26 protein-coding genes are annotated in these 26,305 nt (G+C 32.1%); 1 reads left to right on the top strand and 25 read right to left on the bottom strand.

Annotated features, from left to right (window positions below):
* Positions 1-138 precede the first annotated feature (138 nt).
* On the bottom strand, positions 139-1,338 hold the full coding sequence (locus ABD859_RS05780; protein ID WP_345141502.1) for an ABC transporter permease: 1,200 nt from the start codon (positions 1,336-1,338) through the stop codon (positions 139-141).
* A gap of 1 nt (position 1,339) precedes the next feature.
* The gene (gene rbfA / locus ABD859_RS05775) at positions 1,340-1,732 is read right to left on the bottom strand and encodes a 30S ribosome-binding factor RbfA (protein WP_057121824.1); all 393 of its coding nucleotides are present in this window, start codon (positions 1,730-1,732) and stop codon (positions 1,340-1,342) included.
* Between the two features lie 225 nt (positions 1,733-1,957).
* On the opposite strand from rbfA, the gene ABD859_RS05770 reads away from it, so the two are divergent.
* Positions 1,958-2,377 carry a CBS domain-containing protein gene (locus ABD859_RS05770; RefSeq protein WP_345141497.1) on the top strand — a complete coding sequence of 140 codons (420 nt, stop codon included), beginning with the start codon at positions 1,958-1,960 and terminating at the stop codon, positions 2,375-2,377.
* A 31-nt stretch (positions 2,378-2,408) separates the two neighbouring features.
* Here the strand turns inward: ABD859_RS05770 and ABD859_RS05765 are convergent, their stop codons facing one another.
* From ABD859_RS05765 to porW, 23 genes are all read right to left on the bottom strand, one after another.
* Positions 2,409-3,662, bottom strand: coding sequence for a murein hydrolase activator EnvC family protein (locus ABD859_RS05765; RefSeq protein WP_345141495.1), 1,254 nt, complete (start codon positions 3,660-3,662; stop codon positions 2,409-2,411).
* Positions 3,663-3,686: 24 nt separating this feature from the next.
* A complete protein-coding gene (gene lolB1, locus ABD859_RS05760) occupies positions 3,687-4,466 on the bottom strand; it encodes a lipoprotein insertase outer membrane protein LolB1 (protein WP_345141493.1) in 780 nt (259 codons plus the stop codon).
* Between the two features lie 12 nt (positions 4,467-4,478).
* Positions 4,479-5,825, bottom strand: coding sequence for a tetratricopeptide repeat protein (locus ABD859_RS05755; protein ID WP_345141491.1), 1,347 nt, complete (start codon positions 5,823-5,825; stop codon positions 4,479-4,481).
* A 51-nt stretch (positions 5,826-5,876) separates the two neighbouring features.
* A complete protein-coding gene (locus ABD859_RS05750) occupies positions 5,877-6,893 on the bottom strand; it encodes a sugar phosphate nucleotidyltransferase (RefSeq protein WP_345141489.1) in 1,017 nt (338 codons plus the stop codon).
* Between the two features lie 116 nt (positions 6,894-7,009).
* The gene (gene dut / locus ABD859_RS05745) at positions 7,010-7,444 is read right to left on the bottom strand and encodes a dUTP diphosphatase (protein WP_345141487.1); all 435 of its coding nucleotides are present in this window, start codon (positions 7,442-7,444) and stop codon (positions 7,010-7,012) included.
* 28 nt (positions 7,445-7,472) lie between these two features.
* Positions 7,473-8,933 carry a lipopolysaccharide biosynthesis protein gene (locus ABD859_RS05740; RefSeq protein WP_345141484.1) on the bottom strand — a complete coding sequence of 487 codons (1,461 nt, stop codon included), beginning with the start codon at positions 8,931-8,933 and terminating at the stop codon, positions 7,473-7,475.
* Positions 8,934-9,026: 93 nt separating this feature from the next.
* Positions 9,027-9,467, bottom strand: coding sequence for a GNAT family N-acetyltransferase (locus ABD859_RS05735; RefSeq protein ID WP_345143868.1), 441 nt, complete (start codon positions 9,465-9,467; stop codon positions 9,027-9,029).
* Between the two features lie 103 nt (positions 9,468-9,570).
* Positions 9,571-11,061 carry an AAA family ATPase gene (locus ABD859_RS05730; RefSeq protein WP_345141483.1) on the bottom strand — a complete coding sequence of 497 codons (1,491 nt, stop codon included), beginning with the start codon at positions 11,059-11,061 and terminating at the stop codon, positions 9,571-9,573.
* Between the two features lie 29 nt (positions 11,062-11,090).
* Entirely contained in the window at positions 11,091-11,921 is an 831-nt protein-coding gene (locus tag ABD859_RS05725; protein WP_345141481.1) for an ATP-binding cassette domain-containing protein, read from the bottom strand.
* A 2-nt stretch (positions 11,922-11,923) separates the two neighbouring features.
* Entirely contained in the window at positions 11,924-12,694 is a 771-nt protein-coding gene (locus ABD859_RS05720) for an ABC transporter permease (RefSeq protein ID WP_345141479.1), read from the bottom strand.
* Between the two features lie 44 nt (positions 12,695-12,738).
* Positions 12,739-14,553, bottom strand: a complete 1,815-nt coding sequence (locus ABD859_RS05715) for an OmpA family protein (RefSeq protein WP_345141477.1) — start codon at positions 14,551-14,553, stop codon at positions 12,739-12,741.
* A 26-nt stretch (positions 14,554-14,579) separates the two neighbouring features.
* Positions 14,580-15,704 (bottom strand): MFS transporter, encoded by a 1,125-nt coding sequence (locus ABD859_RS05710; RefSeq protein ID WP_345141474.1) that lies wholly within the window; start codon positions 15,702-15,704, stop codon positions 14,580-14,582.
* Positions 15,704-16,378: a hypothetical protein gene (locus ABD859_RS05705; protein ID WP_345141471.1), complete on the bottom strand. Its 675-nt coding sequence runs from the start codon at positions 16,376-16,378 to the stop codon at positions 15,704-15,706. The genes ABD859_RS05710 and ABD859_RS05705 overlap by 1 nt, the downstream gene beginning before the upstream one ends.
* 962 nt (positions 16,379-17,340) lie before the next feature.
* Positions 17,341-18,201, bottom strand: a complete 861-nt coding sequence (atpG, locus tag ABD859_RS05700; RefSeq protein ID WP_345141469.1) for an ATP synthase F1 subunit gamma — start codon at positions 18,199-18,201, stop codon at positions 17,341-17,343.
* A gap of 90 nt (positions 18,202-18,291) precedes the next feature.
* The gene (gene atpA / locus ABD859_RS05695; protein ID WP_345141466.1) at positions 18,292-19,869 is read right to left on the bottom strand and encodes a F0F1 ATP synthase subunit alpha; all 1,578 of its coding nucleotides are present in this window, start codon (positions 19,867-19,869) and stop codon (positions 18,292-18,294) included.
* Between the two features lie 37 nt (positions 19,870-19,906).
* A complete protein-coding gene (gene atpH, locus ABD859_RS05690) occupies positions 19,907-20,440 on the bottom strand; it encodes an ATP synthase F1 subunit delta (protein WP_345141465.1) in 534 nt (177 codons plus the stop codon).
* 4 nt (positions 20,441-20,444) lie between these two features.
* Positions 20,445-20,945, bottom strand: a complete 501-nt coding sequence (locus ABD859_RS05685) for a F0F1 ATP synthase subunit B (RefSeq protein WP_012023142.1) — start codon at positions 20,943-20,945, stop codon at positions 20,445-20,447.
* 88 nt (positions 20,946-21,033) lie between these two features.
* Positions 21,034-21,231, bottom strand: coding sequence for an ATP synthase F0 subunit C (atpE, locus tag ABD859_RS05680; protein ID WP_008465835.1), 198 nt, complete (start codon positions 21,229-21,231; stop codon positions 21,034-21,036).
* A gap of 33 nt (positions 21,232-21,264) precedes the next feature.
* On the bottom strand, positions 21,265-22,440 hold the full coding sequence (gene atpB, locus ABD859_RS05675) for a F0F1 ATP synthase subunit A (RefSeq protein WP_345141462.1): 1,176 nt from the start codon (positions 22,438-22,440) through the stop codon (positions 21,265-21,267).
* 118 nt (positions 22,441-22,558) lie between these two features.
* Positions 22,559-22,951 carry a hypothetical protein gene (locus tag ABD859_RS05670; RefSeq protein ID WP_345141460.1) on the bottom strand — a complete coding sequence of 131 codons (393 nt, stop codon included), beginning with the start codon at positions 22,949-22,951 and terminating at the stop codon, positions 22,559-22,561.
* A 58-nt stretch (positions 22,952-23,009) separates the two neighbouring features.
* Entirely contained in the window at positions 23,010-23,237 is a 228-nt protein-coding gene (locus ABD859_RS05665) for an AtpZ/AtpI family protein (protein ID WP_071635780.1), read from the bottom strand.
* Positions 23,218-23,616, bottom strand: a complete 399-nt coding sequence (locus tag ABD859_RS05660; protein ID WP_345141457.1) for a bactofilin family protein — start codon at positions 23,614-23,616, stop codon at positions 23,218-23,220. Before ABD859_RS05660 ends, ABD859_RS05665 begins: the two co-directional genes overlap by 20 nt.
* 4 nt (positions 23,617-23,620) lie before the next feature.
* Positions 23,621-26,236, bottom strand: coding sequence for a type IX secretion system periplasmic lipoprotein PorW/SprE (gene porW / locus ABD859_RS05655; RefSeq protein ID WP_345141455.1), 2,616 nt, complete (start codon positions 26,234-26,236; stop codon positions 23,621-23,623).
* Positions 26,237-26,305: the final 69 nt, after the last annotated feature.

The raw sequence follows: 26,305 nt of genomic DNA, 5'->3' as shown, positions 1-26,305 counted from the left end.
ATTTAAATCTGAACTAAAAAGTAAAAAACGTAAGTATCCTAAATTATTCTAAAAAAATAAAATTAGGATTAGGCAGAAACAATCATATGCTGTAGATTTTTAAGGCGGTAAATATAAGTAATATTTCTTACTGAAATATTAATCCAGCAATTTTTTACTTACACGGCTGCTTGCAATAAGTGAAGCAGCAAATCCAAGAGAAACAATTGTCGCCATTACAATCAATACATTTTCTAATGTAAAAACAACAGGATAAGCCAGAGTTGGAGTAATCATAATCAGCTCATAATGCTGTTGTAAGATTACTAAAAGTATTCCCAATCCAAGGCCTATCAAACCACCAAAAATACTGAGTAAAGTTCCCTGAAGCAGAAATATTTTTCGTAGTCCGTTTATTTCTGTTCCCAGATTAAAAAGGGTTTTTAGATTTCCTTTTTTATCCAAAATCATCATAATCAAAGCACCTATTAAATTAAAAAGTGCCACAATAATTACGAGTGTAAATATTAAATAAACGGCAATATTTTCAGTATTGAGCATTTTATATAAAGACTCGTTTAACTGAGCTCTGTTTTTTAAAGTGATCTTATTTTTGAAAATATTTTGAAGCTGTCTTTTTACATCGTTTTCATCTGCATTTTCTTTAAGATGAAATTCAATTCCCGAAATCTGGTTCGGTTTGTACAATAATAATTCTTGTGTTAGTCCTAAATCGGCAAACACATATTTCGAATCTAAATCTTCACTGATGGAGTAAATTCCAACCGGAAGAACATCCGTTTTATTAAAAGCTTCTTCAGGATTTTCAATAGCTCCTTTTCCGGGTTTTGGAGCAAAAATCTGCAGTGGGTTTTCAAAATCGAGAATTCCCATCGAAAAATCCTGTGCAATGCCGTAACCAATAACTACCTGATATGAATCTGGTTTGAGCCACTGGCCATTAAAAAGTTTTCTTTTAATATCATTTACAACAGGATAAACACTGTCTACTCCTTTTAAATAGGTAACATGCTGTTTGTCTTTAAAAATAAACAAAACACGTTCTTCGATAATTTTGGTATATGAAGCAACTCCGTTTATTTTTTTTATTTCTTGTTCCTGCTGAGGCGAAATAAAAAATGATTTTCCTAATGTGCTCGTTAGTTTTAAATCCGGATCTATTTCGTTTGTAAATGAAAGACTAAATACTTTTAATCCGCTGAAAACAGATAAAACCACAAACAAAGCCATCGTTCCAACAATGATTCCCATGCTGGCAATGTAATTTATGATATTAATAGCGTTGTTTTTGCTTCGGCTAAAAATATAACGTCTGGCTATGTAAAATGGGAAATTCAATTTATGATTTTCTTCTTTTTTCTAAAAGATCACGGTTTTCTATTGGATTTTCTTTTCCTGCTAAAGCATTGTCAATTTTTTCAATATAATCTAAAGAGTCATCTATAAAGAAAACCAGATTAGGTACACGACGCAATTGCAAACGCACACGTTGTGACAAATCATGTTTGATTAAAGTTGTATTTGATTTTATTCCTTCTAATGTTTCTTTTGCTTTTTCCTGAGGAAAAATACTTAAATATACTGTTGCCACAGATAAATCTGAAGTAACACTTACTTTGGATACCGAAATTACCAAATTACTAACTCCGTTTTTTCTCACTTCACCCTGCAGAATATCAACCAGATCTTTCTGAATTACACTGCCTATTTTTTTCTGTCTATTTGTTTCCATACTGCAAAAATACTATTTTTAAATTCAATCGTCATAATTTCAAATTAACTTAAGAATGAATTTGAAATTATAAGGTTAAAAATTTCTTTTCTAAGTCATTCTTCATTAAAAACTTCTTGTTAATTAGTTAATTATACATCTTTAAAATTACTTGTGGTATGATAAAGGTCATGTGAATTATCAGAAATATTTGACACATTTGATATAACATAAAACTTATCTATTATGAAAAAAAGAGAACCAATTAGTCACATCATGACTAAAAGCGTGGTGACTGTAAATCAAAATGACGATTTAACCCAAGTTGTAGAAAAACTAAAAGCTAATTCTATCCGACATCTTCCGGTTGTTAACGGAAAAAAGGTAGTTGGTATTATCAGCCGAACCGATATTAACCGTCTTACATTTGGTGCTTTGTTTGACGGACAGGAAGGCAGCGACGAAGCTGTTTTGCAAATGCTTACGATTCCGCAGGTTATGACTTCAAAACCAAAAACGGTTTCTTCAGATGTTATAATAAGAGATCTGGCCGAGATTTTTTCTAAAGAAGAGTTTCATGCTCTGCCAGTTGTAGATAATGGAGAATTAAAAGGAATTGTAACAACAACTGATGTTATTAGATATTTTTTAGAACAATATGATTAAAAGAAAAGGGAGCTCAATAGCTCCCTTTTTATTATCTGTTTTGTAACCAATTTTCAGGATCGGAATTTGTTGTATTTTGAAGAATCAAAAATTTGATAATTGTTTTTCCTGTATCACCGCTGGTTCTAACTTTTCCAATATTTTGTTTAATCGAAACTTTATCGCCCTGACTAACAGAAACTGAACTTAAGTTTTGATATACGGTAAAGAAATCTCCGTGCTGAATTACAACTGCTTTATTAACCGGCGATAAAACGATAACTTTCGAAACTTCTCCGGCAAATACTGCTCTTGCGCTGGCACCGTCTTCGGTTGTAATCTCAACTCCTGAGTTGTGTACTGTAATTGAAGGATGCAGCGGGTGAGGCTGATCTCCATAGCCAAGAGAAATAAATCCTTTTTCTACCGGCCAAGGTAATCTTCCTCTGTTGGCTTTAAAATCTGCAGCCAAAACTTTATCTTCTGGTGTTAAAGCAATTTTTGATGAAGAAACCGGAGCTTTAGTTTCAGTTGATCCTGGATTAGCTTTTGCTCTTTCGGCAGCCGCTTTTCTGTTTGCTTCGGCAATTGCTTCACGAATTAAACGATCAATTTGTCTGTCGATTCTTTTAGACTCGCTTTGTTTTGATTTAATATCAGCCGCAATTTTGTTTTTATCTTTCTTAAGTGCATTAACGAGTTTTTGCTGCTCTTTTTTCTCTACTTCTAAACCTTGTTTTTCTTTTTCGTTTTCGGCAATAATCTTTTTCTTAACCTTTCTTTGCCCGTCTAATTTGGTATTGAAGTCAACTAATTGTGCCGTTTTTGTTTGAATTTCTAAACCTTGGTTTTTTCTGAAATTTGTATACTGCTTTAAATATTGTGCTCTTTTGTATGCCTGTAAAAAACTTTCGGAAGACAAAATAAACATTGCTCTACTTTGTTCAGAACGGCTTTTATATGATTTTAAAATCATTTTTGCATAGTCTTCTTTTAAAACTGCAAGCTCTTTTTTTAGCTTATTTACCTGAACCTGATTTATATACATATCATTGCTTAATACTTTTTCCTGCTTTGCAGTTGTATTAATCAATTTTTCTTTGAGCTTGATTTTATTTGCCTGAATTAAATATTCGTTTACCGCTGATTTTTCTTTTTTCCTTACAGATTGCAGCATTTTTTCGTTGTCTTTTATTTCCTGAAGAATCTGCGCTTTGCGCTGTTCAAGTTTTTCTTGCTGCGAATCCTGCGCCCAGACAAAAGTCGTGGCACAAACAAAAATTAGGCTTAGGAGAAATTTTGGCATCTTTCTATTTATATTTTTGCAAATTTACTTAATTAAAACTTTTTTATACCCGCTTGGCACGCTGTATGGAAAAGAAAGTTCTTCGTTAAATGAAATATTATTGTAATTTAAATTAATATTGGTTGTGCCTTTTGGCTGTATTGCATTTATAACCAATGTTGTTGGAATCGTTCCTTGATTATATGTTTTAGCATCCGAATAATTAATCTCTAATTTTCTGTTTTCAGATGGCTGTGAAATTTCTTCTTTCTGAACTAAGTATTTTTCAGGATCTAAATAAAATGCTTTCTTTATGTTTTGATCTTTTTCATCTTCAAGACGGAAAAGATTTTCTACAATAGTCTGCGTATATTTTCCTTCTCTTAAATCATCAAAAGCTTCACCAACTAGCAAGTTTTGAACTTTAGTATAATCTAAATCTGTTCCAAGCCATTTGCTTAAACTAGTAAAATCGCCTTCGTAATATGTACTGTTTATTTTTTCGTAATAACTTACTGCTGATGGTGTTATTAAAGCTTTTGCCATTGTAATTCCTAAGAATCGAACACTGATCAGGATTTGTTTGTCTTTCTCTATTCGTATCTCGGCAGTAACATTTTGATTTTGTTTTTCATCAGAATATTTTGCTGCCGCTTTAATATATAAAGTCTTGAAATCTAATTTGTTTTCGTAATGCTTTTCTATTGCTTTATTGTCTTTTTTTGCGACAACTTCTGTTGTATTACTGTTTTGTACAGCTGCTGATTTGGATTTACATGAAATCACTAAAACCGACATTGCTGCTATAATTATATATTTTTTCATCGTGTTTTCTCCTTATTTCTTTTTTAATAATTCATTTGCCTTCAAAAAGTATTCCTCTTTTTTCTTGGCATCTCCCAATCCATTATATGCTTCGCCCAATTGAATATTAAAATTTGCTTCTAATTTTTTGTCATCAACCACATAATCAAGTCCCATTTCTAAAACGGTTTTTGCATTTTTAAATTGCTGTAACTGATTGCTTCCCAATCCTGCATAGTAATAAAACTGGGGCTGACTTGGATAAACTTCGATCATTGTCATGGCACGTTTTGTCATGGGTGCATATTGTTTTGCCTGGCTGTATGCCTCCAGCAAAAGCATATTGGTTTCTCTGTCTGTATCTGAATTTGCTGCTAAATCTTTTTCATAATATTTAATGGCATTTTCAAACTGGTTTTTGCTATGATAAAATTTTCCTATTTCTTTGGCAACATCAACTTGTTTGTCGTTATCAAAATAAGAAATTGCTTTTTCTAATTCTGGCGCGTACTGCGGGTTTTTATTTACATAAATCAAGAACTCGTTTAAAGTTCTGTGTTTTATTTTTGAATCTATTTTTGAACTTGACAAAATTACATTCATAGACTTAATTGCCTTATCAGCCTGATTAGCGTCTAAATAGGTTTTAAACAAACTAACCTGTCCCCATTCTGAGTTTGGAATTTCTTTTGCCAATTGTTTTGCAACATCGACAGCTTTGTCTGTTTCATCTGATTTTGAATATAAAAAAATCAGATTTACATAATTGGATTCTTCTTTTGGATTTTTTTTGATTTGGTCTATCAAATTAGCAATTTCTGCATTTTGATATTTTCCCTGCGATAAAATCTGGCTTTTGTATATTTCACGATCTGATGATTTTCCAAATTTATCATTCATTTCGTTAATTGCTGTAAGAGCTTTATCATATTGATTGGTAAGCATATAAAGCGATATTAAATCGTCTTTATATTCTTCATCAAAAACAATAATTTTTTGAATGGTTTCTATTGCCAGAGAATAATTTTTGGTCTCAAAACTTACATCGTAAATTCCTAACCAGTACCATTTGTTTTTTGGATCTAACTGCGTTGCTTTTTCAAATGCCGTTTGAGCATTTTGATATTCTTTTAATGCCAGATAGTTTTTCCCTAATTCGAAATAAGCGACTGCATCAGAAGGTTTTATCTTGATACATTTTTCTAATGATGCAATTGCTTTATCGTAATTTTCGATTCCTTTTTGTTTTAAAGATTCGTAAAAAGCATCTTGATATTCATCTGGAGCCAAAGCAATATCTTCGGGTTCTGTCTGTGCAAAAACCGAAACTGAACTGCTCAAAAAAGCCAAAAATAAAATTACCAAAACACCTTTTTTCATCTTTATCTATGATTTCATTTTATACAAAACGAATCTGATTTTCTAAGTTTTTTATTCTAAAACTGAGTAATCTCCAATGCTTATGCTTGTAAATTTTCCATCATAACTTACATGATTTCCAATCATTGCATTATCTAAGTTAGCATTTTTTATCTGAGAAAACGTTTGTATTAAGCTATTTTTAATATTACTGTCGGTTACATGACAGCCTTTTCCTATTGAAACATTTGGTCCTACAGTTGTATTTTTCAGGACAACATTTTCTCCAATAAAACATGGCGGAATGATTGTTGAATTTTCTAAAGTAACATTTTGATCTACTAAATGTTCTCCGTCATTATGCAAAAAGCCTAACATTCTGCTATTCGTTTCTACCGTAACATCTTTGTTTCCGCAGTCCATCCATTCGTCAACGCTTCCGGTTTTAAAAACTTTACCGTTTGCCATCATGGCTTTGATTCCGTCGTTGATTTGGTATTCTCCTCCGTTTTGAATGTTGTTATCTAAAACTCCCTGAAGTTCTTTTTTCAAATCGCCTACTTCTTTGAAATAGTAAATTCCAATAACAGCTAAATCGCTTACGAATTCTTTTGGCTTTTCAACCAACTCTATAATTTCATTATTCTGATTTAATTTTACAACTCCAAAAGCTTCTGGCTGGTCTACTTGTTTAACCCAGATTACAGCATCGGCAGATGGATCTAATTCAAAATCAGCTCTGATTAAAGTATCGGCGTAAGCAATAACTGCAGGTCCAGACAAAGAATCTTTGGCACACATAATTGCGTGACCAGTTCCTAAAGGTAAATCCTGACGATATATAGACGCTTTTGCTCCAAGACCTTTTGCTAAATCTTCAAGACTTGCTACTAAATCAGCTCCAAAAAATGCTTCGTCGCCAAGAATAAAAGCCACTTCTTCAATTGGTTCTTTTAATATTTTAGCGATATCTTCTACTAAACGATGTACTATAGATTTTCCTGCAACAGGAATTAATGGTTTTGGAACTGTTAGAGTATGAGGTCGTAGTCTTGATCCGCGACCTGCCATTGGGACGATTATTTTCATGTAATATCTATTTAATGTGTGAAGATTTGAAAATCTTCTATTTGGTTTAGTTCAAGTTTTAATTTTTAAAATCAGGAGAAATTTATACCGTCAAACTGGGACTTTGACTCAAAAATTTATTTAACTCCTGTACTTCCAAAACCGCCTTCTCCTCTCGAAGTTTCAGAAAGTTCTTCAACTTCAATCCATTCTGCTCTTTCGTGTTTGGCGATAATTAACTGTGCAATTCTTTCTCCGTTTTCGATTACAAATTCTTCATTTGATAAATTTACCAAAATGACTCCTATTTCACCTCTGTAATCAGCATCGACAGTTCCAGGAGAATTTAAAACCGTTACTCCTTTTTTTGCTGCCAATCCGCTTCTTGGTCTGACCTGCGCTTCGTAACCAATTGGAAGTTCAATAAAAAGTCCCGTTTTTACAATCGTTCTTTCTAAAGGTTTTAACGTAATTGGTTCAGTAATATTGGCACGCAAGTCCATTCCTGCAGATGCGATAGTTTCGTAATTTGGTAAATCGTGCTGCGATTTATTGATAATTTGAATTTTCATTTTTTATTTTAAAGATTAAAAAAGCACCTTACTTTCTATTCATAATTCCTTTGATCGTGTCTTTTTCGTTGTGATAAACAAAATACATGAAAGCTAATAATAACGGAATTCCAACGAAATAATTTTCTCTAAATCCATAAAATGAAATAGCCGAAAATAAAATTGAAATTCCTAAATACGCTCCAATTTTGTTCATATCATAAGGAATTGGATAATATTTGTTTCCTAAAACATAGGATATTAACATCATACTTCCATAAGCTGATATAGTCGCAATTGCTGATCCGTAATAACTGTATTTTGGAATTAAAAAGTAATTTAAAAGCAGGGTTACAATAGCGCCGACTATTGAAATATAAGCACCTATTTTTGTTTTGTCTGTAAGTTTATACCAAACCGAAAGGTTGTTGTAAATTCCTAAAAAGAAGTTTGCCAAAATAATTAATGGCACTACTTTCATTGCTTCCCAATAGGACTTATTGTCAAGCAATAAGAATTTTAAAACGTCTGCAAAAACAATAACGCTTAATAAAATAAGTGATCCAAAAATGACAAAATATTTTGTAATTACGGCATAAGTCTGAGGTGCTTTTTCATTTTTTGCATGGCTAAAAAAGAAAGGCTCAATTCCTAATCTAAATGCTGTTGCAAAAAGAACCATAAATAATCCTAATTTATAACATGCAGAATAGGCTCCAACTTCAGATTTTGCTAAGTTTTCAGGAAGAAGATATCCTAGCAAGATTTTATCGAAATGTTCGTTAACCGCAAAAGCAAGTCCGGCAACAAGAATTGGCAGACCGTATTTCATCATTTTTTTCCAAAGTACGGGATCAAATTTTCTTCCAAGCGAAAGATAATTTGGAGACAGAACTATAAAAGTGGCTAAACTCGCCAGTAAATTGGCAATGAAAATATACGCAATCTGGAAATTTTCTATATATAAATTATCCCAAACTGAATTTGGATGTGAAGCTGCCAGTTTAGGAAGATACATTAAAAAGAAAATGTTCAGTAGTAAATTGATTACTACATTTCCTATTTTAATAGCAGCATAAACCATAGGTCTCTGGTTGGCTCTCAGCTTAGAAAAAGGTACTAAAACCAATGCATCGAGAACTAAAATCCAAACCGAATAGGTAATATATTGCGCATCGACTTCGGCCCAGTTTGCCAGAGTATTTCTAAAAATTAAAGCCGCAAATAAAAATCCAATCGATGACCAGAATATTGATATTGTAGAAGTTGCGATAACATTTTTCTTATCTTCTTCGGCACTGTAAAATCTAAAAAAAGCAGTTTCCATACCGTATGAAAGAACCACGTTAAAGAAAACCATCCAAGATAAAACAATCGAAACTTCGCCATATTCAGCCGTTGGTAAAATGCCTGTATATAATCTAACCAATAAAAAACTCAGCATTCGCGGTAAAACGGTTGCCAGTCCATAAATAGCGGTCTGTTTAAATAGATTTTTATATAATCCCAAAATAATTAGTAATAAAGTTCGGAAAACAAAAATAACCAATTCTTTGGTTTTATTGATGTTTTTAAAGATTCAATAAAAAAGTTAGTTCAATTTTTATTGCGTTAATTTTTTTTCATCTAAAACTTTTACAAAATGAAAACCTTTTGGTGCATATCCTTGATTGTAATAAAATCGATGTGCTCCAAAATTTCCTGTAAAAGCATCTAGAACAATACTGCTGCAACCTAAATCATTAGCTTTTTGTTCTACAAAATCAGTAAGCATTTTTCCAATTCCTTTTGAGCGATGTTCCGGATTTACAACAAAATTATCTATTTCGAGGTATTTTCCTGTCCATAATTTTGTAGCAGACCAGCATCCGGTAATTCCCAGACAAACTTCATTTTCGAAAACTGCAATTTGGGTGTAATTATGAGGAATCATTTCCGAAAGATACGATTCGTATTTTTCTATCGTTATATTAGGGTATAGAAATCTAATCGTTTCTATTTGATCCAGCATTTCTTGTATTGTGGTAAGTTCTCGTAATTCCATCATCCTAAAATAGGATTCAAAATTACTTAAAAAAAAACAGATCGAATTTAAAATATTAAATTTGATCTGTTTTTAATCTCTTTTTTAGATTTTTACTTCTAAATCAAGCATCATTAGAGATGTTAAAAGCTATTCTTTTCTGTGTTTCTTTGGGTTCAGGAATGTCTTCTTCCAAAAATATTTTCAATGTTTTCTGATTGATTTTCTTCAATTTCACAATTCTATTCGCTTGATTTTGAACACATTTTTCAAATAGATTTCTCACTACTCTTGCATTTCCAAAGGTTTCATCTTTTTCAGAATACAACAACTCAAAAGTATCTGTCAATTTTTCTTTGGCTTCTACAGAAACTATAAAATCAGATTTTTTACAAAACGATTCGAAAACTTGAAATAATTCGGCTGGTGTAAAATGTTGAAAATGGAAATACCTATTAAATCGGGATTTCAAACCTGGATTCGATTCAATAAAAAGCTGCATCGGCTCTGTATATCCCGCCACAATAACAGCCAAATCATTACGATGATCTTCCATTCTTTTTATTAAAGTATTTACGGCTTCTGTTCCGTAATCATTTCCTGTAAGATTTTGTGTCAATGCATAGGCTTCATCAATAAATAAAACACCGCCAAGACTTAATTTTACCGCGTTATCAACTTTTGCCGCGGTTTGTCCAACATAACCAGCAACCAAACCTTCTCTATCTGTTTCAAACATTTGCCCTTTTGATAAAAATCCTAAATGCTTAAAGATTCGGCTTAACAATCTTGCAACAGAAGTTTTTCCCGTTCCCGGAGGTCCTAGAAAAACGGTATGCAATGTTATGTCGACATTTTTTAGACCTTGCTCCGATCTTTTCTTTTGTATTTTTAATAAGTTTATCAGCTCGGCAACATCTTGCTTTACTTCTTTCAAACCTATTAAAAGATTTAGTTCTTCTAAGACTTTTTCTAACGAATCTTCTTCTGGAATATCTTCCGTTTTTTCACTTCGAGGAATATCTTTTTGATTTAAAGAAGCAGCCAAAACATTTGAACTTTCTAATTTTCGATCAAAAGCAAAAAGAAAGAAATTTTGATAAAACTGTAAAATTTCCTGAAGTTTACTGTTCTTGTTTTCTGCTAAAATTTCAGGCAATAAATACTGATTCGGCTGTTCGTTTATATAAGATACTTTGTTCTCTTTTTTAATTTTTAATAAATGACTTTTAAATTCATTTGTAAAAACCAATTGATTTAATCCATTTACCGAATTTGCATCTGCAAAGTGGTTATTACGGAGCGCATCGTAATAATAGGCTAAAACAAATTGTGCTTTTTCGGTTTTTCTTTCAGCCTCATTATCAAATATTTTAATGATATCTGAGAGAAAAAAATGTTCCGCCTTAAGCCATAATCCCGAAGAAGTAGTAGAAACCTGCATGTTTATTTTATCAACAAAATCTGCATCTTGATTTAGCACTTTACATATTTCCAGAACCCGATTCGTTTCTTTATAAAGATCATTAATAAATGAAGCCGTAAAAACGGCTTCATTGGTATTTAACTGCAAATATTTTTTTAGAGATAAGAAAGATTCTTCTATAATAGACATTGGCTCTTATTTTTTGATAAACAATCCGTTTACGAAATCATCATTTGATGAATAATTTCTTTTGACAATTTTAAATGATCTTCACAATAATCTCTCCATGCCAAGCCCATTTCTCTTAGATCGTATTTAGCGACAATCGTTCCGTAATTCTGTAATTTCCCATCAATTGTTGGATACCCAATTATGTAAATGGTTTGTGCCAATTCTATAGCTAAGTCTATATCATGCGTAGAAAATATTACGGTATTTACTTCGGATGATTGTCCTAATAAATCAAATGCTTTTTTTACTTCCTGGATATTTCCAACATCTAATCCCGAAAATGGTTCGTCTAAAACAATAAATTGATCTGATGAAAATAACTGTTCGATAATGGCAGTTCTTTGTCTTTGTCCTCCAGAAAGTTCGTTAGGATATTTGTGTGCACAATTTTCTAATCCCCATTCTTTTAAATATTGTTTTATTTTAGAATCTTTTTCAGACGCCGCAAGCGTTGTTTTTCTCAAAGAAAATTTTAATGCCTCGGTAACCGTTTTGTGTCTAAACAAGGTATACTTCTGATCTACTAAACCAATGTCTCCTTCTTTTACTGGTTTTGCAGCATTAGGTTCTTTGTTTTCAAAATCTCTAATCAAAATTTTTCCCGCTGTTGACGGAATCAAACCTGTAAGTGCTTTAAAAAAAGTGGATTTTCCTCTTCCTGATCTTCCTAAAAAAGCAACAACCTGTCCTGTACAATCTACATTTTCGCGAACAACATCTTTTTCGATCAGATTTATATCTTTTATAATAACGGTATCATCGTAGGCAACACTCAGATTTTCAACATATAAAAGTGTTTCTTTAAATTCGTATTTCATGCTTATATTTTTGAATATCTAAATATGGCTTTTCTTAAAAAATTGATTCCAGAATCTAATCCTAGTCCTATCAATAAAATGATAATTTGTAGTGCTATAATTCGTCCGGTATTCATGAATTTATCCGAATTTTTTATTAGAAATCCTAAACCGCCAGAGGCGACCACAATAGATTCTACAGTAACCAGCATCATCCAGGTTATAGCAAGATTTTGCCTGATTACATCAATTACATAATCTAGTCTGCCCAGAATAATAACTTGCCAAAGCACTTCTAACCTTGTGCATTTTAACATTTTGGCATGATCAAATTCTTCCTGCGGAATATCTTTAATTACTGCAATTAATGAAGTCGTTAAAAAGGTAGTCAAGAAAATAACTAAAATCCAAACCTGCATCATTCTGGCTTCGTGAATGACCATTGTGATATAAAATGAAAGTCCGGTAAAAGGAAGAAACCTAAATTTAGTAACGAATTCTGAAACCGATTTTAATAATGGAATCGGCCATGAATACGCTAATACTAATGAGATTATTGTTGCAAGAAAAATCGAGATAAAACACAATTTTAAAGAATTGAAAACATGAACGACCAAACCTTCATTATACAATTCATTAAATCCTGTTAAAACTTGACTTGGAGACGGAAACAAATGTTTTTCACCAGATGTTCCTACAAACCAAATAATTATCAAAAGAACCAACCACCCTGTTAAAATGAGTGTTTTGTTTAGTTTTGATATTTTTTCAAAGGGCGTTAAAATTTTTATCATATTAATATAAAGGCGGTCTACTGAGACCGCCTTTTTTAAAATTATTATTTTAAGAAAGTAATTACCACACGTCTGTTTAGTGCTTTTCCAGCTGGAGTATTATTATCTCCAATTGGGTCATTCTGTCCTTTTCCATCTACAAGCTGAAAACGGTTTGCAGGAATACCTTTTTGTTTTAAATAGTTTACAACCGCTTCTGCTCTGCTTTTTGATAAAGCTAAATTAGAATCTGGATTTCCTATATTATCGGTATGACCAACTACAGTAACTTTTGTGTTTTCTGCCTGAACTAAAAGATTATAAATCTTTTCAACTTCTCTACTCGATGTGTTAGAAATTTCAGCACTTCCTGTATTAAAATTAATCTTCCATTCTCCTGAAGCTAATACTTCTGTTGCTTGAGAACTATAATCTGCTTTGTCTGCAGAAGTAGACTCTATATCGTTAATATTCTTTAAGAAAAATAAGTTTACCGCTTGATCATAAGGAACAACTGCACCCACATTTTCATTAAATCCAAAAGGGTTTAGTTCTGTTAAATATCCAGAAACTTGATTATAAACAGATTTATATCTATTAACTCCATCTGTCAATCCGTAGTATTGCATAGCATCGGCATAATTAAAAACTTTTGAACCTCCCATATTGTAGGTCAATCCATTTTTAGTTCCTTGCTGTCCTTTAAACATTTTGTACCAATATTCTGGAGTTTCTAATTTATAGGTATCAGCAACTGCCTGCGAGGCTCTTACTTTCCAGTCTTCATAATTTTTCATTTGATTAGAAGCTGTAAGTGAAGATTTTAAAATGTTAGAAACAATTTCCGGATTTTTTTCTGCCCATTCTTTAACTCCAATAATAGTGGTTGGCATTTGATTATTAAATTCTTTTGTTGAAGCAATATCAACAAAACCAGATAATCTGTCAAAAACTGTTTTATCACCTGGAGTCCAAGTTGCACATCCATCGATTTTTCTATTTACATTTTTTCCTGTCAGCTTTCCGTTGACAACTTCTTTAAGCGTTACCGTCCATCCTGTGGTTTGCGATTTAATCAACTCTTCTGCAGATTTAATATAGTCATCATTTTCTGACGGATAAATATTAACAGCTTCTGCATCGTATGTCGTCGGATCCGGATTTACTTTCAATCCGTTTGCAAAACAATAGTTAACTGTTGTAACCCAGTCACCATCACCCAAAACTGCAGATATAACAGAACCTTTCATAGATTTTGGATCCGATTTCCAGTTTGGAGGACCAATTAATTTATCTTCTCCATAACTCATACCAACAGCCCCCATAACTTGCAAATGGTATTTATCTTTTCCGTATTTCTCGTTTAAAGATTTTTGAACTGAGCTAATATAAAAAGGCGCTCCATCTCCCATAATAATAACAGCAAAAGCGCTTTTGTCTGAATTTGGAAAAGCTTCACCTTTATCAAATTCTTCAATAAATTTCATTTGCATATTACGAAGTTCCGAAAGCCAGTCTTGACGAACAATCTCAAGATTAACTCCATTTTTTTCCATCAACGAACCTTTAGTGGTTTTTGGTCCTCCATTAGAAACAATAATTCCCGATTGTGCATTCCATGCATAAGCAGCAATTCTTACTAAAGGTTTATTTGAAACTTCTGTTGATAATTCTGTAGACGGAAGTGCTATTTTTTGAGCATTTGTAACATTATTTACATCTGTCGAATTAAGATCAATTCCTGATAATTGTTTTGAAACAGCTGTTTTAATTCCTGGAGATAAATAATAGATTCCTCCCAAAATGACACCAATTACACCCACTACAATTATCAGTTCTGAGAGTGTTGTTAATTTTGCTGTTCTTAAAATTTTTCCCATTTTAGTTTTAAAATTAAATTAATGTGTTAAAAAATATCCCCAAATCCACCACTTGAGAGTTTGTCTTCTTTAGTCATTTTATAATTTTGACTTGAATATTTTGTTGAATCTGGTATTGTATTGTCTCCTGTTTTAATTTCGTCAGCCAGCGAATCTAATCTTGAATATAATTCATCATTATCTACAGAATATTTAGACGTTAATGCATCAATGTCTATCAGATTTTCTGAAGTTTTGGCAATATCCTGAGCAATTGTTGATGTTACTACTTCAAGCGCATATTCTAGTTCCCAGTCTTTTGTAAACATCATAGCACTTTTGGCACTTTCTGTTGCTTCTTTGGCATTTCTAGCAAACTCATATTCTTTTTGAAGCATGGTAACAGTGGCATCAAAATCGGCAATTTTTATATCAATTGCAGTTCCTGCTAATGTTAGTTTTCGATCCATTTTTCCTAATACATTCGCACGAACACCATATTTTTGGATGAAGCTTTTACTTTGTTCGTATTGGGTTGAAATTCTTTGTGAGTCACTTAATTTTCTAGCCAGCTCACTTTGCAAAGCCACATATTCATCTGTATCTTTCGCTGCAACACCGTTTACTTTTACCATTTCATCCATAGAAGATTTAAGCCTTTCAGACTGACGCTGTAAGCTTAAAACTTCTTCTTGAAATGACTTTGCTTCTTTTTCAGATTTATTGGCCTCAACTTCCATTTCATTTTTCAAGCCTTTCAGTTTTGCTTTTGTGTTTTTAAAAACTTCGCGGTTTTTAATCATCTTTTGCTTTTGCTCTTCCAGTTCATTAAACGGATCGCTTTGTATCAATGCTTTATGAATGTTTCTTGTTGCAAAACGCAATCCTTTCATAATAACAGGATACATCATGATTAAAAACACTAAAAAAACTCCCGTGGCAGACAAAGCTATTGCCTGACCAAGCATCGTAAATAATGGCGGAATTATATAAGTCCAAACTAAATAACCGCCAATTCCTAATAAACCAATTGCCAGAGCAAGAAATAAAGATTTTTCACCTTTCTTTAATACATCAGATTTCAAAGCAATTTCTCCCTTTGATTCATCAAAATGTTTTAAAATTGGTAATGATAAAAGAGTGTTTTTTTCTTGTTCGAATTTATTATCCATTATAAATATTGATTAATTCCTGTTATGACAGTATTTATTGAGTTTAATATTCTTTGTTTTGCTAAATCGTTTGCTTCCATTTTCAATTGTATTTCAGAAAGCTGTTCCATATTTACGGGATCAATTTTTTGAAGCTCGGTTTTTTTAGATTCTAATTCTTTCTGTAATACATTGATATTAGTTTCTAATTCAGAAATCTTTTTGGATAAATTATATTTCTCTTTTGTAATATTATTATCCAATTCTGATTTTTTAGCTTTCCCCGCAGCATCGTATTTTGCGTAGACTTTTTCTATTTCAGTTACATAAAAGCTAGCTTTCTGTAAAAGAAAATCTTTATCTAAATTTGGCTGTATGGTTTTTCCCATTGTAAAAGCCATCTGATAACTTTGCGGATTTGTAATTCCTACTGCTACAACAGATTTATATAATTCAAAAAAATCAAAACCTTCAAGGTTCAATGATTCAAAACCTTTATCATAAACCTCGATTACCTCTTTCAAAAAATGATTTGATTTATTTTCTTCAGATGTTGAATATGTAGTTTCAGGAAACCTATTGTCAGTGTCTACAGGAAATGAATCCTGCACATTCTTAATTACCTCTTTTTCAGACTTATTATTTCCCTCATCATTTATAAAAAGGCTTTTCCAGTTAAAATCTTCTTTTGCCATAATCTTAAATCATTTTTTCTAAAATTTTGTGCTGAATCTTGTTTAATGGAAAAAGCAAGAACACAAAGAGCAAATGTAGTATTTTTTATATTAAATATTAATTTTAGAGAATAAAAAAACAAATATTTTCTTTCAATTTTTATAAATAATAAAAAAATAATATTAAAAATAAAAAGGATTATTGCTAAAAGATTTTAAGAAATATTTACGCTTAGTCTTTTAATTAAAAATTATTTATTAAAATGTGAATAATAAATTCAGAAAAATTAGTTAATGTAATAAGTCTATTAAAATATTTGAAAGAATACTTTGGTTTTATAATACAAGTGGTAATATCGATTTCAAAAGAATTCAATCATTACATTTATAATAATTTTATTGTTTTAGGCAAGATTTATTAGGTTTTTAACTTTTCAACCCATTTTTTCATTACACATGTGAAATATATAAATCCGAGGCAAAAATTATATAACTTTTTTTAGACAGTGTTTTCTTAAATTTGCTTCACAGGGATTGAGAAAGCTAAATACAACCCTTATAAAAAAGGAAGCACTGGGACTAATAAAGCTTGTTTGTTCCCATAAAAGACAAAGCATAAAGGGATTGAAGTTAGCTAAAATGTAACCCTTACAAAAAAACTAAGCATTGGGACTAATAAAGCTAGTTTGTTCCCACAAAAGACAAAGCACAGGGATTGATTCTGCTGAAATGTAACCCTCAAAAAAACAGAGCATTGGGATTGATAAAGCTAGTTTGTTCCCATGAAAGACAAAGCAACAGAGTGATAAAATCTGTGTCAATAATTTTATAAAATGGTATTGATTCTCAATTTTGGGTAAATTGAGAATCACCATTTTATAAACTTTCTTGTTTATAGATATTCTTAAAAAAGAAAAAACTTCCAAAAAAAATAGCCGGTAAAAATTTTTACCGGCTATTTTTTTTATGTATCAATGAATTAATTATCCATTCAAAGCTTCTGCTCCACCTACGATCTCTAAGATCTCGTTTGTAATAGCAGCCTGACGTGCTTTGTTGTAAGTTAATTTTAATTGGTTTCTTAATTCAGTTGCGTTATCAGTTGCTTTGTGCATTGCTGTCATACGCGCTCCATGCTCAGAAGCAAATGAATCACGAATACCTTTATATAATTGTGTTTTTAAAGACTTAGGAATTAAAGTCAAAACAATTTCTTCTTTTGAAGGTTCAAAAATATAATCTCCAGCAGATACTAATGCATCAGATTTAATTGGTGCTAACGGTAAAAACTGCTCAGTTTGAACAATCTGCGTAGCAGCATTTTTAAATTGATTGTAGATTAATTCGATTTTGTCATATTCTCCAGATAAGAATTTTTCAGTCAAATTATCTGCAATTCCGGCAACATTCTCAAAAGTTAAATGATCAAAAATTGCATTATGGTGACCGTGAACTTTATGAGTTTTGCTTAAAGCATCGTTTCCTTTTTTACCAATAGCAAAAACGTCAACTTGTTTTCCTGCATAAAAATCTGTACGATTTTTAATCTCTTTAATAACATTTGAATTGAATGCACCACATAAACCTCTGTTTGAAGTTATAGCAACAAGCAATACTTTTTTTACTTCACGTTGTGTTGTGTAAGCTCCTCCAACTTCACCTTCAAGTGTAGCAGAAAGATTTTGCAGCAACTCCGTTAATTTCTCGGCATAAGGGCGCATCGCAGTGATTGCATCTTGTGCTTTCTTAAGCTTTGCAGCAGAAACCATTTTCATAGCCGATGTAATCTGCATCGTCGATGAAACGGAAGTAATTCTATTACGGATTTCCTTTAAATTTGCCATCTATTAATTAGAAAATGTGACAATTTGAAAATTAGATAATTAGAATAATGACTTCGCATTTTCTAATTATCTAATTTACCAATTATCTAATTAGTTATATTTTGCTGAAATTTCTTTTGCTGCTTTTTCGATAACGTCAGTAATAGCGTCATCTAATTTACCAGCTTTCAAAGCGTTAAGTGTATCTTTGTGTTTACTGTTTAAGTAAGCTAAGAAATCAGCTTCAAATTCTTTTACTTTTTCAACAGGTACGTTTCTTAATAAGTTTTTAGAACCAGCGTAGATAATCGCTACTTGATTTTCAACTGTATAAGGATCATTTAAACCTTGTTTCAAGATTTCAACGTTTCTTTTTCCTTTTTCAATTACGTTTAATGTAACAGAATCTAAGTCAGAACCAAATTTAGCGAAAGCTTCTAATTCACGGAATTGAGCCTGATCTAATTTTAAAGTTCCAGAAACTTTTTTCATTGATTTAATTTGAGCATTACCCCCAACACGAGATACAGAGATACCTACGTTAATTGCAGGACGAACCCCAGAGTTGAACAAATCTCCATCAAGGAAAATCTGACCATCTGTAATCGAGATTACGTTTGTTGGGATATATGCAGAAACGTCACCAGCCTGAGTTTCGATAATTGGTAATGCAGTTAACGAACCACCACCTTTTACGATTGGCTTAATAGATTCTGGTAAATCGTTCATGTTTTTAGCGATACCATCGTCAGCGATTACTTTACAAGCACGCTCTAATAAACGAGAGTGTAAGTAGAAAACGTCTCCAGGGTAAGCCTCACGTCCCGGTGGTCTTCTTAATAAAAGAGAAACCTCACGGTAAGCAACAGCTTGTTTAGATAAATCATCATACACTATAAGTGCTGGACGACCTGAATCTCTAAAGTACTCACCAATTGCAGCACCCGCGAATGGAGCATAAACCTGCATTGGAGCTGGGTCAGAAGCGTTAGCAGCAACGATAACTGTATAAGCCATTGCTCCTTTTTCTTCTAACATTTTTGCGATTCCTGCTACAGTTGAAGCTTTTTGTCCAATTGCAACATATATACAGAATACAGGTTTTCCTGCATCGTAAAATTCTTTTTGATTTAAGATTGTATCGATACAAACAGTTGATTTACCTGTTTGACGGTCACCAATTACAAGCTCACGCTGTCCACGACCTACCGGGATCATAGCATCAACTGCTTTTACTCCAGTTTGTAATGGTTCAGTTACCGGCTGACGAAATACAACACCAGGTGCTTTTCTTTCTAAAGGCATCTCGTATAAGTCTCCGCCAATTGGTCCTTTTCCATCAATTGGAAAACCAAGAGTATTAACTACACGTCCTACCATTTGCTCACCTACTTTAAGAGAAGCAATACGCTGAGTTCTTTTTGCAGTAGATCCTTCTTTAATTCCAGTTGAAGGTCCTAAAAGTACCACCCCAACATTGTCCTCTTCTAGATTCAATACGATACCTTCCATACCGTTATCAAATTCTACTAACTCACCATATTGTACATTAGACAGCCCGTAAACACGAGCAATACCGTCTCCAACTTGAAGTACTGTTCCTACTTCCTCTAGCGTAGCACCAGATTCAAAACCTTCTACTTGCTTTCTTAATATTGCTGAAATTTCAGCAGGTTTGATTTCCGCCATCTTAATTTATAATTTAGACACTTTTTGTGTTATAAAACTAATTACTTAACTCTCTTTTTAATACTTGTAATCTGTTTGCAACAGAAGCATTGTATTGGTTATCACCTATTCTTAAAATAAATCCGCCAATGATTGAAGGATCTACGATATTTTCAATTGTAATTTTCTTATCTGATAATGTTGCAACTTTAGCTAAAACTTTAGCTTCTAATGCAGCATCCATAGGAATTGCAGTTGTAACTTTTGCTACTTCAACCCCATTACTTTCATCAAATAATTTATTGTATTCTACTGCAATTGCATCTAGAATTTCAAATCTTTTGTTTTCAAATAATAAATGAAACAATCCTTTTGTTACTCCATTTACATTTGCGAAAACTTCTAAAAGAGCACTTTCTTTTACTTCAACAGTTGTTGTTGGATTTTGAATAAATGTACTCAGTTCTGTATTATTTTCAATTGCAGATGCAATTGATTTCATATCGTTATTGACAGCTTCGGCAACACCTTTAGAGTTTGCTAAGTCCAGAATTGCTTTTGCATAACGAATTGCTGCTCTTGTACTTGCCATAATCTTAGTTTAACTTTACGTCACCCAACATTTTCTCAACTAATTTAGTCTGCGATTCTTTGTTAGATAATTCTTCTTTCAATAATTTTTCAGCGATGCTTAATGATAAAGTTGAAACCTGAGATTTCAATTCAGCCATAGCAGCATTTTTTTCACTTTCGATAGCAGCTTTAGCCTGCTCGATCATTTTTTGACCCGCTTCTTGTGCTTCGTTTTTAGAATCAGCAATCATTTTCTCTTTCATTTCACGAGCTTCTTTAAGCATCGCGTCACGTTCTGCACGAGCTTCATTCAAAATTCTTTGATTATCAGCTTGTAAATTTTCCATTTCTCTCTTTGCATTTTCAGCAGAAAGCAATGCATTTTTAATACCTTCTTCTCTTGCAGTAATAGATTCCATAATTGGTTTCCAAGCAAATTTTACTAAAAGTAAAATTAATATTACCAAGATTAAAGCCTGCCAGAAGAATAACCCGAATGAAAAATCGTTAATTAACTTATCCATTTTATAATTATATTAAATATTTAATTTCTTTTTTAAAAGTAACAACATCTTTAACCAACCGTTAAAGATGCTGTTATTTTTCTCTTTATTATTTTCCTAAGATTAAAGCAGCAAATGCTAAACCTTCTAATAAAGCCGCGATAATAATCATCGCAGTTTGAATTTTACCAGCAGCTTCTGGTTGACGAGCAATAGCGTCCATAGCAGATCCACCGATTTTACCTAAACCTAAACCTGCACCGATTACTACTAAACCTGCACCTACTAAAGTTGGAATTGTTCCCATAAGTATTTATATATATAAAATTAAACTTCTAAATTAAATAATTGCTGTTTCGTCTTCGTGGTGGTGAGCGTGATCATGATCCTGAACAGCCATACCAATGAACAATGATGATAACATTGTGAAGATAAATGCTTGTAAAAATGCTACTAAAACTTCAATAACTGAGATAAACAATGTTAATCCTAATGAGATTGGCAAATCTGCTGCTAAATTTTTACCCACAAAAATCATAGCGATCAAACTCATAATTACTACGTGACCTGCAGTAATGTTTGCATACAAACGGATTAATAATGCGAATGGTTTTGTTAATGTTCCTAAAACCTCAATTGGAGCTAAGATGATTTTCATTGGAACCGGTACTCCAGGCATCCAGAAAATGTGTCCCCAATAATCTTTGTTTGCACTAAATTGTGTAATAATAAAAGTAAATGCTGCTAAACAAACTGTAATAGCAATATTTCCTGTAACGTTGATTCCTAGAGGAGTCATTCCTAATAAGTTTAACAACCAAACAAAGAAAAATACAGTCAATAGGTAACCCATATATTTACGGTATTTTTTCTCTCCAATATTTGGAACAGCAATTTCGTCTCTAATGAAAATTACTAATGGTTCTAAAACTCTTCCAAATCCAGTTGGGATTGGTCCTTTTTTATATGATCTAGCCAAACCAGTAAACATTAAAAATAATAATACTGATACGAAAAGCATTGAAACAACATTTTTAGTAATTGAAAAATCTAATGGTTTTTCGTTTGAAGGATGACCGTGCTCATCAAATTTGATTGTTCCGGCTGCATCTGTTTTGTAAATTTTACCGTGAACTAATTTATAGTAGTTTCCGTCAACTTCCGCAACTTCTTCTCCGTGGTGTAATTTTGAAGAAGAGAAAACTTTTATACCTCCATCGATTAAGATAACTGGTAATGGAAAACCGTAGTGTTTATTTTCTTTTTCATCTGAAAAGAAAACAAAGTCATGAGAATCTTGTAAGTGGTGATCAATAAAAGCATCCACTTTTGCTTTTGGATCAAGAGCTGCATGTTCTCCTTCACCATGCTTTTCATGTGAAATTACTTTCTCTTCATGAGCAGTCTCATTTTGTACATGCGTTGAGTCAATCTCTGAGTTTGCAAAACTCATAATAGGCAGAGAAGCTACAAAAGCTGCAAGAATAAATCTGAGTGGTTTGTTTGAAATCACCATATCGTGGAAAATCTTATTTTTTTACGTTTCTAAAATTTGGTGCAAAGGTACATTTTTTATTAATATTCAAAAGGATATGAAAAATTATTTTTGAACGTTGTTTTACAATATCGCAATTTTAACGCTTTTCATTTAATAATCGGGCAGTTAAAAGCGTCTGAAATAACAAAAACAAAATAAATGTTATAAAAAAACTGACTTTTTCAACAGCTGCCGTTTCTGAACTGCTTTTTAAAATTGGCTGCAGAATTAAATATGCCAATAACATTTCTGTAAAAGTTCCGAATAAGAAAACCATTCCAACAATTTGGAAATTTTTCTTTTTTACTACTAATACAATAAGGTATAATAAAACTGAAACTGCGAAAAAAATTAAATACGGAAGTTCTATAGCATAATCAAAGCTTTCTGTATTTATTTGAAAAAAATAAAAAGCTGTTTTATGCAGGATATATGCGGCTACGGTAAATAAAAATAAGTGAAAAACAGGTTTGTAGTTGTTTAAAAGCATTTGAAATAATTTTCTGCAAAGATGCAACTTTTATCTAAAGCTTCTATAAACCATAAAATTACTTTGTTTTGTTAATGTCATTAACCTGTCTAATGACATTATACAGGGCGAGGCCAACACCAAGCATTACAAAAATGGTATTGTAATATACTTTAGGACTTGGATGATTTTCATCAAGCCAGGTTCCAAAATAAGAAAATATAAAAATTATGACCCCCATTTGAAAAGGAATATTTATGAGGGCCAGCCATTTGTTTCTTCTGTTATTATTCGGTTCCTTTTCCATCCTCTAACATTATTACCTGATTTGAGTGTGCAAGCATTGTACAAGTTGCTGTAAAATCTGCTCCGGGCTCAATAGAAAGTTTTCCAACAGAAACTTCTCCGTGAATTTTTGCTGTGGCTTTAATATTAAGGATTTCAAGTACTTTAATTTTTCCATGAAATTCTCCCTCAATATCGGCATTATTACAAATAATTTCTCCTTTTACAGATCCAGACGCGCCTATGACAAGTTTTCCCTGCGATGTAAAATTTCCAATCAATTCTCCATCTAATCTAAAATCAGCTTTTGAGACAATGTCTCCTACAATAGAAGTTCCTTCAACAATTCGGTTTGTTTTTCCTAAAAGTTCTGTTCCGTTTTTTTTTACTTTTTCAAACATTATATTATGGGTTTTTTGGGGTCAGATAGGCTTCGAGGTTTTTCTTAATTTGAACCACTTTGTAATTATCAGTTGATATAATTATAAACGGATGCGCAATTTTATATTTTTGGTCGTCTTTTAAAACACCGGCAACATCTCTGGCATAAGCTTCGGATTTTAAACCATGAATAGCGACAAAACTTTGCGTTCTGTTGTATTTATCAAAAGAAGTTGTTAGTCTTTCAAAATTTTCGACTAACAAAAATACTCTGATAGCTTCTTCAATCTGCTTAAGCGTTTTGGTATCAGTGTTAGAAATTAAATATAAAATTTTCCAATTTTTATTATCTTCTGTTGTAAAGTTTAATTTTTCTAAAGTTGGAACTTGTTTTTCAAGAATCTCTCTTGCATTTTTTCCTTCATCGCTGTTAGGGTAATTATCTGCCACATTTTCTAATCCTTTTTTATACGCTTCCAGTCCGTTTACTTTTCCAAGCGTGTTTGCTTTTAGTAATTCAAACTTAGAAACAATCTCATCTCCAGAATATTGATTAATTAAATTATCAATATTGTCTAACACCACATCAAATTTCTCTTCCTGAAAAAGCTTATACCATTTTTGATATTCTTTATCAGGAGATGGTATATCATCTGAATTGACGTTATTTAAAATCTGAGCATATCTTGAACCCGGATAATTATTCGTAATATCTGATTTTATTTTCTCTGCTTTAGCCGGATCTGTAATTTGATAAATTTTATACAAATTATACATTGAAGGCAAAATCAATTTCTCTTCCGGATTATTGCGAAGCAATTGTTCCAGTTTATCACTCGCTAAAGCGTATTCCTTAAATTTCTCCTTATAAATAAGTCCTAACTGATAATAGGCGAAATTGCGTTCTTTACCAATACTGTCAATTTCAATCTTCGTCTTTGGCAATTGTTTTTCGTAAAAAGCAGTTGTATATTTTTCTATAACGACAGTATCTTTCAATTTATTTGCTGCAGCAGCTTCATTTATACTATCATTTAACATTGCGGCATCATTTGCAGATTTTATGGCAGACAATCTCCAGTTTCCTCCAATAGCACGATTACCCCACATTTTTTTAAACTGTAATTTTCCGTAAGCAACTGTTGTTGGATTATAGAAATAGAAAGCACTAACCGGATCATTTCCAGAAGGTGGTCTGATTCCGTCATTTTCCATTTCAACTGCTTTTCCTAATGAATTTGGATTAACTGCAGTTGGCGCACTCGAAGCGCTGTTGTTTCTTTCTATATTTGCTAACTTTTCTTTTTGCTTTTCTTCAAGAATTCGTTTTGCTTCATCTTTCTTTTTCAGTTCAGCGATATAACTTTCAAAGTAAATTTTTCTTTCAGAATCAGGTAATCCATATACTTTAATAATACTATCGTTGCGTTTGGCAATGGCTTCGTATTTAATAACGTTATCGAGATTTTTTCTGTTTTTTTCTATAAAAGCAAATTCTCTGGTTTTCGGATTTAGTTTTGTTAACGTACTGTCATAATATTTGGCTGCCATTGTATAATCAGTATTTTTAAAATACATGTTTCCAATGTTTCTATACGCCGATGCCATTAAATAAGCATCTTTAGATTTTCTGCCCAAAGATTTATTGTAGAATGTTAAAGCGTTTTCTTTGTCTTTCTTTTTATCATAAAAAACACCCATTTCATAGAAAAGAACATCATAATAAGGACGATTTTCACGATCTGCAACCAGCTTATTGTATGTTTTTAAGAAAATAGTATCGTTTCCGTTTTCATAATCATACATCTGCGCTTTTTTTGCATAAGCATGCATCATGTATTTTCTGTCGGCTTTGCGGTTCATATGAATTACACCATCATAATAATATGTGGCGCTGTCTTTATTTCCAACCTCTTGATACATCTGACCAAGAATAAATTTATATCGGGCACGATCTTCATTTATTCTCGAAAATTCTTCAGCAATTCTAAGTTTGGCAACAGCACTGTCTCTTTCTTCTAAATTCAAAAAAGCTTCGGCCAGCAAAGCATTTGCATCAGAAAAAGTCTGTTTGCTTAAATCAGTCTTTTTTAATAACTGATTAATATTTTTTACAACAATAGCATCATTTCCTAAACGCATATTGGTTTTCTCGCGCCAGATTTTTGCTGTATAAATATTACTGCTGTTTGGGTATTTATAAAGAATATAATTGAAAGCTTCTAAAGCCGGAATAAAACGCTGATCGTAATATCTGGCTTTTCCAAGCATTAAATACGCTTCATCGATTTGGTAGTTTCTTTCTCTTCCTCCAATATTCATGGAGTGTTTTTGAATGGCCTTTGTAGCTTTTGTTTCGGCTTTTTCGAAATCAGGATTTTTTGTTTTTTCTCCTTCAGAAAAGTTTTCATCAAACTGCATTTTTTCTATAGGAAGCATTTTCCAGAAATTGTCCTGATTATTGGCCCTAATCGACTGCAAACCTTTCTCAAGCCCAATACCGCCATTATACAAAATATTATATTTTGTACTTAAAGCGTGAGAATTTCTGTTCACAAAAGTGTTATTCTTGGTAGAACAAGCTATCAATAAGAATAAAAAAATGAGAAAAAAACTATATTTAAGAGTATTCTTTTTCAATAGACCTGATTTTAAAGCAATAACTACTAAAAAGCATTTTTAGTATAATGACGGGTAAAAATACGCTTC

It is taken from the genome of Flavobacterium ginsengiterrae (genome assembly GCF_039539785.1).
Lineage (GTDB): Bacteria > Bacteroidota > Bacteroidia > Flavobacteriales > Flavobacteriaceae > Flavobacterium > Flavobacterium ginsengiterrae.
This window is presented reverse-complemented; position numbering and strand designations above follow the sequence as displayed.